The organism is Hymenobacter coccineus (assembly GCF_001816125.1).
In the GTDB taxonomy this organism is placed as follows: domain Bacteria; phylum Bacteroidota; class Bacteroidia; order Cytophagales; family Hymenobacteraceae; genus Hymenobacter; species Hymenobacter coccineus.
Genome location: NZ_MDZA01000087.1, coordinates 1 through 9,399, shown reverse-complemented (window position 1 = coordinate 9,399; position 9,399 = coordinate 1). Strand labels below are relative to the sequence as shown.

The 9,399-nt window shown below is 62.6% G+C and carries 10 protein-coding genes and 1 pseudogene; 5 read left to right on the top strand and 6 right to left on the bottom strand.

Annotated elements, in window-relative coordinates:
* Positions 1 to 158 precede the first annotated feature (158 nt).
* The 3 genes and pseudogenes from BEN49_RS06600 to BEN49_RS06590 all read left to right on the top strand — a co-directional run bounded on the left by BEN49_RS06600 (position 159) and on the right by BEN49_RS06590 (position 1,869).
* A complete protein-coding gene (locus BEN49_RS06600; RefSeq protein WP_070742264.1) occupies positions 159 to 935 on the top strand; it encodes an ABC transporter permease in 777 nt (258 codons plus the stop codon).
* 102 nt (positions 936 to 1,037) lie between these two features.
* A pseudogene (locus BEN49_RS30815) lies at positions 1,038 to 1,250 on the top strand (ATP-binding cassette domain-containing protein); the annotation flags it as partial.
* A 13-nt stretch (positions 1,251 to 1,263) separates the two neighbouring features.
* Positions 1,264 to 1,869 carry an ATP-binding cassette domain-containing protein gene (locus BEN49_RS06590; RefSeq protein ID WP_070742262.1) on the top strand — a complete coding sequence of 202 codons (606 nt, stop codon included), beginning with the start codon at positions 1,264 to 1,266 and terminating at the stop codon, positions 1,867 to 1,869.
* Here the strand turns inward: BEN49_RS06590 and BEN49_RS06585 are convergent.
* The 3 genes from BEN49_RS06585 to BEN49_RS06580 form a co-directional block, all read right to left on the bottom strand.
* Positions 1,866 to 2,444, bottom strand: coding sequence for a hypothetical protein (locus BEN49_RS06585; protein WP_070742261.1), 579 nt, complete (start codon positions 2,442 to 2,444; stop codon positions 1,866 to 1,868). The genes BEN49_RS06590 and BEN49_RS06585 overlap by 4 nt on opposite strands.
* The gene (locus tag BEN49_RS25405) at positions 2,410 to 3,537 is read right to left on the bottom strand and encodes an AAA family ATPase (RefSeq protein WP_083325839.1); all 1,128 of its coding nucleotides are present in this window, start codon (positions 3,535 to 3,537) and stop codon (positions 2,410 to 2,412) included. The genes BEN49_RS06585 and BEN49_RS25405 overlap by 35 nt, the downstream gene beginning before the upstream one ends.
* A 161-nt stretch (positions 3,538 to 3,698) precedes the next feature.
* Positions 3,699 to 4,364: a Dps family protein gene (locus BEN49_RS06580; RefSeq protein WP_070742260.1), complete on the bottom strand. Its 666-nt coding sequence runs from the start codon at positions 4,362 to 4,364 to the stop codon at positions 3,699 to 3,701.
* Between the two features lie 362 nt (positions 4,365 to 4,726).
* On the opposite strand from BEN49_RS06580, the gene BEN49_RS06575 reads away from it, so the two are divergent.
* Positions 4,727 to 5,398, top strand: a complete 672-nt coding sequence (locus tag BEN49_RS06575; protein WP_070742259.1) for a response regulator transcription factor — start codon at positions 4,727 to 4,729, stop codon at positions 5,396 to 5,398.
* Positions 5,399 to 5,400: 2 nt separating this feature from the next.
* The gene (locus BEN49_RS06570; protein WP_070742258.1) at positions 5,401 to 6,780 is read left to right on the top strand and encodes a sensor histidine kinase; all 1,380 of its coding nucleotides are present in this window, start codon (positions 5,401 to 5,403) and stop codon (positions 6,778 to 6,780) included.
* A gap of 43 nt (positions 6,781 to 6,823) precedes the next feature.
* On the opposite strand, the gene BEN49_RS06565 is transcribed toward BEN49_RS06570, so the two are convergent.
* From BEN49_RS06565 to BEN49_RS06555, 3 genes are all read right to left on the bottom strand, one after another.
* On the bottom strand, positions 6,824 to 8,101 hold the full coding sequence (locus BEN49_RS06565; protein WP_083325837.1) for a DUF3570 domain-containing protein: 1,278 nt from the start codon (positions 8,099 to 8,101) through the stop codon (positions 6,824 to 6,826).
* A gap of 42 nt (positions 8,102 to 8,143) precedes the next feature.
* Entirely contained in the window at positions 8,144 to 8,383 is a 240-nt protein-coding gene (locus BEN49_RS06560; RefSeq protein ID WP_094123115.1) for a DUF4266 domain-containing protein, read from the bottom strand.
* A 17-nt stretch (positions 8,384 to 8,400) separates the two neighbouring features.
* Positions 8,401 to 9,399 (bottom strand): FAD:protein FMN transferase (locus tag BEN49_RS06555; RefSeq protein WP_083325835.1); only part of this gene is annotated, 999 nt, incomplete at its 5' end.

Below are 9,399 nucleotides of genomic sequence, written 5' to 3'. Positions count from 1 at the left end.
GCGAAGCATCTTTTTAGCGCCAGTAAATCAGGATTAGTAATTTTAAAAAGATGCTTCGCTGCGCTCTGCATGACGTTCTTTTTCTAATGCTGTAAGAAAAAAATTTCATTCCGTAGCGCGGATTACAAAGCCGCTCGACTATCTCAGACCAACCCAAAATGCATACCCTTTTCACCCCCAATGCCCAGCCGCGCCGGCGGGTGTTGGCCATGCTTATCGGCACGCAGGCGGCGGTGCTGCTGGCGCTGTGGGCCTTTTACCCGCTCCAAATCTTCCCCCGGCTCGGCGACGTGCTGGGGGCCCTGGGCGACCTCGTGACCACCCAGGGCCTGGTGCCGGCGCTGTGGGCCAGCATGGTCACGGCCGGGCAGGCGCTGGCGGGGGCCACGGCGCTGGCGCTGCTGATTTCGTACTGCACGGCGCTGCCGTTTTTCCGGCCGCTGGCGTTCGTGGCCTCCAAGCTACGCTACCTCACGCTCACGGGGCTCACGTTTTTCATGGCCCTGCTGCTCAGCTCGGGCCACCAGGTGAAGCTCTCGGTGCTCACCTTCGGGGCCACGGTGTACCTCGTTACGGGCATGACGCGCGTCATCCTCGACACCACGCAGGAGGAAATGGACCACGCCCGCACCCTGGGCCTGGGCGAGTGGCGCAGCTTCTGGGAAGTGGTGGTGCGCGGCAAGCTGCCCGCCATGCTCGAAGTGGTGCGCCAAAACTTCGCCATCGTCTGGACGCTGATTACGCTGGTTGAAACGCTCTACCAATCCGAAGGCGGCATCGGCCTGCTACTCTACAAACAAAACCGCTACCTGCACCTCGACGGCGTGCTGGCCATTCAACTAGTCATCCTCGCCACCGGGGCCCTGCAAGACTACGGGTTCGAAGCCCTGCGCCGGTGGATTTTCCCTTACGCCGCGCTGGGCACCGCGCAGTAGCACGCCCAGCGCACCCGCGCGGCCCAATGGCCACCCCCGGCGCCAAAGCACAACCTCCCCACGCGGGGCCCCACAGCGGCCGCGCTACAAACTAACCTCCCCATGACGCCTTTCCCGCATACCTACAAAGCCCCGCTCCTGACGCTGGAAAACGTTTCGATGCGCTTCGGCGCCGAACTCGTGCTGCGCGACCTCAACGCCCAGGTGCTCGACGTAATCCGCCCCGGCATGAGCCAGGGGCAGGTGGTGGGCATCTACGGGCGCTCGGGCATCGGCAAGTCGGTGCTGTGCCGGCTGCTGGCGGGGCTGGGGCCCCAGCACGGGCACCGTGCGGGTAGGCGAAGCCCAGGCGCCCGTGCGCGCCGGCGCCGTGGGCTACGTGCAGCAGCGCTACCCGCTGTTCAACCACTACTCGCTGGCCGACAACTTGTTGCTGGCCGCCCGCCGCAAGCACGCCCCCGCCGACGCCCTCGCCCACGTCGAACTGTACCTCGACCGCTTCGGCCTGGGGGCCCACCGCCGCAAGTACCCGGCCCAGCTCTCGGGCGGGCAGCGCCAGCGGGCGGCCATTGCCCAGCAGCTGCTCTGCTCCGACCACCTCATCCTGCTCGACGAGCCCTTCTCGGGCCTCGACGTGGCCATGATTGACGAGGTGAAAAAGATCATCGTCGAAGTCACGACCCTCGACGAGCTGAACACGGTGCTCATCGTGTCGCACGACATCGCCACCACCACCGCCCTCGCCGACCGCCTCTGGCTGCTGAGCCACGAACGCGACGCCGCCACCGGCCAGCTCCTGCCCGGGGCCACCATCAGCCCCCGCCACCAATACAACCTGGCCGATACCGGCCTAGCCTGGCACCCCAACGTGGAATCCGAACCCGAATTCGCCCAGTTCGTGGCGCATTTGAAGGACGAGATTCGGGGGAGTTAGGCGAGGTCGCGCACCTGCCAGAGCGCTGGCTTACGCTTATCCAAGTCGTACAGAAAGAAGGGAATCCCCCACTGATACAGCTTTGCCGTCAGCTTTTGATCAAGAATAATCTTGCGGTCCTTTTCAGTCACTTTGCGAAGCTGCGTGGTACGCGCTGGCGCTAACGGCGGCTCTTCCAGAAAAAGCACTACTTCAACCAGCGGCTGCTGACTCAGGCAAGCCATCGGCCGCAGCGACGCATCGCCCAGGCGCTCGGCCAGCACCAGGCTAGCCAGCGTCCCCAACGTTTTGCGTAGCATGGTCTGCCGAAGCTCTTCGTGGCGAAGGGCAACGTCAGCGGTGGGGTCGCGCTTGCGTTCGTCCTTCACCTCAATAAGTTGCAGGCGTTTAGTTTCTCCCGGCAGCCGGCATAAGATGTCCATCCCGCGCACCTGCTGTACGCCGTCACTCAAAATAATACGCCGATAAAACCCAGCCGGCTCGCCACTGGCTGGCTCCGCGTCGTGGTCGTATTTCAATGCGTACCAATCGGGCGGAAAATCAAAGGCTAGGTTGTTCTCCTCGATTGTTGGCATAATACTCTCGGTCTTCGCGGATGAAAATTTCCTCTAATTCGTCCGCTTGTTTTAGTTCTTCCGCTAATGCTACCACATCAGGCAAATACTCGAAATTATCTGTGGTCACAACCCGGGTAGCCTCACCCGGCCCAGCATTCAAACCGAAGTATTTTATCGGCAGTGGCTTAGCATCTTTATGCCGCGAAAGGATATGAAACTCCTTGAGCAAATCCGTACTGTGCGTAGCGAGAATTATTTGAAAACCCTGGCGCGCTAATTCAGCAAGTATGGCTGCTAGCTCTCGTAGCAACGCTGGATTTAAATTTGCTTCTGGCTCGTCCCAATAGAGCGTAGTGCTTTTGGTCAGGCTGCCATTCGCTAGCAGCTTTTGTAGTGTACCGAATTTACGAAATCCTTCAGCAACCATACTTATTGCAGTGCGTCGCCCAGCAGCAGAAACTAAGTAATAATTATCCTTATCTTCTCGTAACTCGCCGCCTAATATATCAGTCAATGCCTGAATAGCTTGTGCTGATTCTGGCTTTCGAAGGGGTAGAAGCCGAAGTTGATTAAGAAGATTTAAATAGGTTTTTTCTATCGGGGCAATTAGCTGTTCTGAACCTGGTAGCATCCAGCTCAGAGTAAGAATTTCCTTAGCTGGAATAAAGACAGGCCTAAATGTATCTTCTGTGATAGGAGAGGCCACTACATCCCCGATACTGCTAGTCTTTTGGCCGAGATCTAAACTAGCTGGAGTTAATTTGAAAGACAAAAGCTCTGCAATGCTAGTACCAAAATCAACATTAATTTCAGATTGGTTATTTACATCCCATCTGATAAGCGGTGCTAATTGCGAAGACAAGAATACGTCCGGCAATATTCTATAAAGTCCGGAAGTCCAAGCAAGAGACTTGGTTAAATCATTCGCCAATTGATCGGCTGTAAGTTGTCTGCTTATATCAAATTTAGTCGTCTCAATAGAGTATCCTAACTTAAGCACATGAGTTTTCCCTGTGCCGTTAGTCCCAACCAGCACATTCAGCCCCGGCCCAAACTCAAAGTCAGCATCGGCAAAAACAGTGAAATTCTTGATATGGAGGCGCTTTAGCATATCCCAAAATTACGCCGCAATTACTGCCATATCCAGCCGGCAGCACATCATAATACTCAAAGCCCCCAAACGCAAATGGGGCGGGTGCGCTGCGGCTACTTGCCGCAATGCATCCACCCCGTTTTCCAGTCAGCGCTTGGGGCCTGGGGGCCCTAATTACCTTATTGCATGTGCACGCGGAACTGCCACACTTGCTTGTCGAGGGCATAACTCAGTTCCTGCAACTGGTTGGAAGTCACCTCGTCAATCTTGCTCTGGTGGTCGATGCGCTGGCGCACGCGCTTGGCCACGGTATTGATGCGCTCGGTCATGATGATGAGCACTTGCTTATCGGAGAGGTAGCCCCCTGGGAACTCGCCCAGGTTGGCGTTGGCGGCCACCACGGCGGTGCGGCCGTCAATGGGGTGGCCCACTTGCAGCACGCGCTCGGCCAGGATGTCGGCGTACTTGCGGTACTCGTCGGCGTATTGCTGCAATTGCTCGTGCAGCGGCAGGTAGATGGGCCCCCGTAGGTTCCAGTGGCTCTGCTTCGCGTCGTGGAACAGTTCCAGCAGCTCCACCACCGTGGCTTGCAGGTCGTCGGTGATGGGTTGGCGCTTGTCGGCTTCTACCGGAATGAGCGGGTCGGCGGCCGGGTTGCGGTAGTCGAGCTTGCCGCTGGGGTCGGCCGAGGGCGTGGCGGTGTTGTCGGGGGCCGTGGGGGTGCCGGTGGCCGGAGCGGCCTGGCTGGTGGTGGCGCGGTTGGCGCGGCGGGTTTGGGCGTTGGCGTGGTAGGGGGCGGCGGCGGCCAGCAGGGCTACCGAAGCCGCAAGGAGGTACACTTTCATAAAAGGAAACAGGATAGGTTGGGCCGGCGGTGGCCCCAGGCGGGCCATCATCCCCAGCGTGAGGGAATGGGCTTTTAACGGCAGCCTGCCTTAGGCGTCGGTTAGCGAAAGCTTAAAATTTCCTTAAGACCACGCCTGGGGCCCCAGACGCGGTACTTGCGGACGCGGACTTACCGTTTAAGTAAGCGGACCTTTGGCCGGCCGGGACGTTGAATTGGTTTCGTAATTGCCACCGCGGCAACCTCACGGACTACGAAACCGCTCTTGGAGCGTTGGAAAACCAACGGTCGAAAGGCAACAATTAATTATTGCCGGCCGCCGCGCGTTGCGGAGCCGTTACGCCCCCAGCTATTCCTATTCTTATGCGACTATTGGTGATTGAGGACGAACCCGGCATTGCCCGGTTCCTGAAGCAGGGGCTGGAGGAAGAGGCGTTTGCCGTGGACGTGGCCGGCACGGGCCCCGCCGGCCTCGCCCTGGCCCTGGCCCAGGAATACGACCTGCTGCTGGTGGACTGGATGCTGCCCGGCCTCAGCGGGCTGGAATTGTGCCAGCAGCTGCGCGCCGCCAACAACCGCACGCCCCTCATCTTCCTCACCGCCAAAGACACCGTGGCCGACACCGTGGCCGGCCTGCAGGCGGGGGCCAACGACTACATTAAGAAGCCGTTCCACTTCGAGGAGCTGCTAGAGCGCATTCGGGTGCAGCTGCGGGCGGCGGGGCCCCCGGCCGCGCCCGAGCGCTTCGGCGTGGGCCCCATTGTGCTCGACGTGGGCAGCCACCAGGTGCACAAGGACGGCGAGGAAATTGTGCTCACCCAGAAGGAATTTGCCCTGCTCGAATACCTGCTGCGCCATAAGGGCAAGGTGTGCCGCCGCCAGAAAATCATCGAAAACGTGTGGGACATCCACTTCGAGTACAACACCGGCGTGATTGACGTGTACATGAACGCGCTGCGCAAGAAGCTGCGGCTGGGCAAGGAAGACGAGTATTTGCAAACCATTCGCGGCATTGGGTATGTCGCCCGCGACTAGCCATGGAGCTGCGTTTTAAAGACCGCGTGGCCCTGCACTACGTGCTGGCCACGGCCGCCCTGGTGGCGGCCGCCTACCTGCTGGTGTTCGGGGTGGTGCGCCACCGCGTGTACACCGACCTCGACGCCAACCTGCGCTTCGAGGCCGCCAAGCACATGGGCGAGCTGACGGTGACGGGCCGCACCGTGCGCTTCGCCAACCGCGGCGAGTGGGAGGAGCGCGAGCACCTGGAGGTGCAAGTTGATCCGGTTTTCATTCAGGTGAACGACGCGCAGGGGGCCCTCACCGACCGCTCGCCCAACCTTAAGGCCGACCGGCTGGCCTTTGACGCCACGCCGGCCGGGCGCGCGCCCCGCAACTCGGTGCTGCGCGGCAAGGCCATCCGACAGGTGCAGGTGCCCATCGTGCGGGATGGGGCCCCGGTGGGCTACCTGCTGGCGGGGTTGTCGTCGGAAGCCGCGCAGCACGTGCTGGGCAGCCTGGCGCTGGTGCTGCTGGGCTCGTTTCCGGTGGTGCTGCTGGCGCTGTTTGCCAGCGCGCGGCGGCTGGCCGGGCGCAGCATAGCCCCCGTGGCCCAGATCACAGCCACCACGGCCCGCATCACGCGCGACAACCTGGCCGAGCGCATTGCCCTGCCCCCGCACCCCGACGAGCTGCACACGCTGGCCAGCGCCATCAACGGCCTGCTCCAGCGCGTGGAGCAGGCCGTGGCCCGCGAAAAGCAGTTCACCGCCGACGCCTCGCACGAGCTGCGCACGCCGCTGGCCGTGCTCCGGGGCACGCTCGAAGTGCTGGTGCGCAAGCCCCGCACCCCCGCCGAGTACGTTGATAACATCACGCTCGGCATCCAGGAAATCGACCGCCTCACGTCGCTCGTAGAGCAGCTGCTGCTGCTGGCCCGCTTCGACGACCACACCCCGGGGCCCCACCGCCAGGAGCTGGCCGTGCGCACCAGCGTGCACGACGTGCTGCTGCGCCACCGCGGGGCCCTCAGCGCTAAGCGCATCCGGGTAGACGTGGCGGATGGCCCCGCCGACGCCATCGCCTCCGACCCCTACCTCGTGGACCTGATCCTGGACAACGTGCTCAGCAACGCCATCAAGTACTCGCCGGCGGGCTCCACGGTGGCGGTGGGGCTGGCGCGCCGGGGCCCCCAGCTGGTGTGCACCGTGGCTGACCAGGGCATCGGTATTTGCCCCGCCGACTTGGCCCGCATCTTCGACCCGCTCTACCGTTCCGACGCCCTGGCCCACAAGCACATCGACGGCACCGGCCTAGGCCTTTCCATCGTTGCCAAGGCCTGCGCTCTGCTGGGCATCGAGCGCACTGTGCAGAGCAAGTTGGGCCAGGGCACGGTGTTCACGCTGGTATTCCCAGCCTAGGGCCCCGGGGTTGTAGCGCGGACTTTGTAGTCCGCGCTACATTTTACGGCATCACAAAGCCCAGGTCTACACTGACCACGTTGGCAGTGAGGCCGGTGGTTTGCCAGTAGTGGCCGTAGCGCAAGTCTAGGGATTTGAACTTGGCCACCCGGTTCCCGAACGGCACTTTGAAGCGGCTGAGCCCGTAAAGCGGGGCGTAGCGGAAGCCCAGGCCGAGCTTTTGGGCGGAAAAGGCCGCTAGGTCGTAGTCGGAAGTATAGAATTCGTCGGCGATGGAGTGGGCTAGGTAGGGCGCGAAGTAGTTGGCCGCCGTTTGGGTGTGGTAGCGGTAGAACGGGTAGAGCGTGAAAAAGGGCGTCACCTTCACCGGCGTTTCCAGCTCGAAGGTGTGCGCCCGGATGCCGAAGTTGTCGTTATAAAAGCGGTAAAAGCCGCGCAGCTGCACCAAATCGGTGGCGTAGTAGGTCAGGCGCAGGCCCACGGGGTACTTGTAGCGCAGGCGCGGCAGCACCTCGGCCTTGGCCGTGCCCAGGGCCCCGGGGGCCCCCAGCAAGGGGTTGCTGTCGGCAAAATACACCCGTTGAAACGGCGTGCTCAGCAGCCCGCGCTGGGCCACGGGCTCGGCGCTGATGGCCACTTGCAGGCGCTTGCTCAACACCTGCGCGTACACCAGCGATAGGTTGAAGCTCTGGCGGTTATCGGAGCCGTACTTCCTGTCGCGTGTACCGCCGGGGCGCAGTTCGGCGGGCAAAATGAGCGTCACGCGGTCGATAAATACCTGGCCGGTGGCGCTGAACTGGCGGTTGCCATCGCGCGAGGTGCGGGCGTAGGAACCCACGAGGTTAAAGGACAGGTAATCGTACTCCTTCGACACGCCGGCCCCGACGCCCACGGTCGTCAGCTTGTCGGCCAGCAGCCGGGCAAGGCCAAAATCGGCGTGGTAGCGCACGTCCTGCGCCGAGGGCGACGAGAGCACCTGGTCGATGCGGTCGGTCGAAGCCGAGGCGTAGTAGTCGAAGCCCACGTTGGCCGAGAGGCGCGTCACCGAATCGAGCGGCACGTTGAGCACAATGGCGGGCGACACGTCGGTGAGGTGCTGGGTGCCGATGCCGCCCTCCACGGCGCTGTGGTCGCCGTTTTGCTGGTAGTAGCTGCCGAGGATGTCCACCTCGGTTTCGCCCACCGACACGGGCCCCCGGCTGAGTGGCGCGGCCGTGGCCGGCACCCCCGAGCCATCGAGGCGGTTGGGCGTGGGCGTGCCCTGGGCCCAGGCCGCGGCGGGCATCGCTAGCAACAACCCCAATGCGAGTAGAAATTTCATAGTCAATGGATTAACCTAAGTACCACAAGCCCGGCCGGGGCCCTAATTGCAGCCGCAGCCGCCGCCCACTTTGCCGCCATTGGCCCCGCCGCCGCCCTCGCGGTAGCTCTCGAAGTTGACCTCCGGCGTTTCCACCTTCTTGGTGGCCAGCTTCATGTCCTCGTCGTTGAGGTAGGCCTTTTGGTAGGCGGCCACCGACACGCAGCTGGGCAGGGCCCCAGCGCCGGCCAGCAGCAGTCCCAACGCAGCAACGCGCAGAAAAACAGTAGGTTTGGTTGTCATAAAGATGCGTTTTGGCGCTAGGGTTTAGCCGCGGCGGGGGCCGCGCTGTGGTAGGAATTGAGCTGCATCCCGCGCGAGACAAGCGTCTGGCCGTCATCGGCGATGAGCGTGCAGTCGACGCCTTTGAGGCGGTTGACCAGGGCCAGGCCTGCTTGGGGCCCCAGCACAAACACGGCGTCGTCGAGGGCGTCGGCCAGCTCCACATCGGGGCAGATGATGGTGACCGAGCGCAGGCCGGTGGCCGGGTAGCCGGTGTGCGGGTTGATGATGTGGCCGTAATATTTGCCGCCCACCGTGAAGTACTGCTCGTAATTGCCGGCCGTGACCACCGCCATGTCGCTCACCGTCAGCCAGGAAGATAGGGTGCGCGGCCGGGCCGGGTCGCCGATGGCAATGCGCCAGCCGCTGCCATCGGCCTGCTTGCCCCAGCAGTACACGTCGCCCGAGCCGTTGATGAGGCCCCCGGCGATGCCCATGCGCTTCATCAGCTCCTGGGCGCGGCGCACGCCGTAGCCTTGCAGCACCCCGGCCAGGTTGATGCGCATGCCTTTATCGGGCAGAAAAACCGCGCGCGTGGCCGGGTCCAGCCGCACCTTCTGCCAGCCGATGCGGTGCACCGAGCGGCGCACCGTGGCCGAGTCGGGCAGGGCCGGGTAGGCCTGGCGGTCGAAATTATAAATCTTGTCGCCGCTGGCAAACGTGATGTCGAAAGCCCCGTCGGTCAGGGCCGAAATCTTCAGCGTCCGGGCAATGAGGTCGTACACTTCGGCGTCCACCACCACGGGCCGCACACCGGCCATCCGGTTAATTTTTACCACTTGCGACGTCGAATCCCAATACGAAAACAAGTGGTCGATGCGCTGGGCTTCGCCCAGGCCGGCGCGCAGGGCCCGCCAGGCCAGCGAGTCGTCGGCCGATACGGCGGTGAACGTGAAGTGCGAGCCCATGAGGTGGGCGCTGCGGGTGTAGGCGCGGGCCGGGCGGGCGGCGGCCACGGTGGGGGCCCCTGGGCGCGG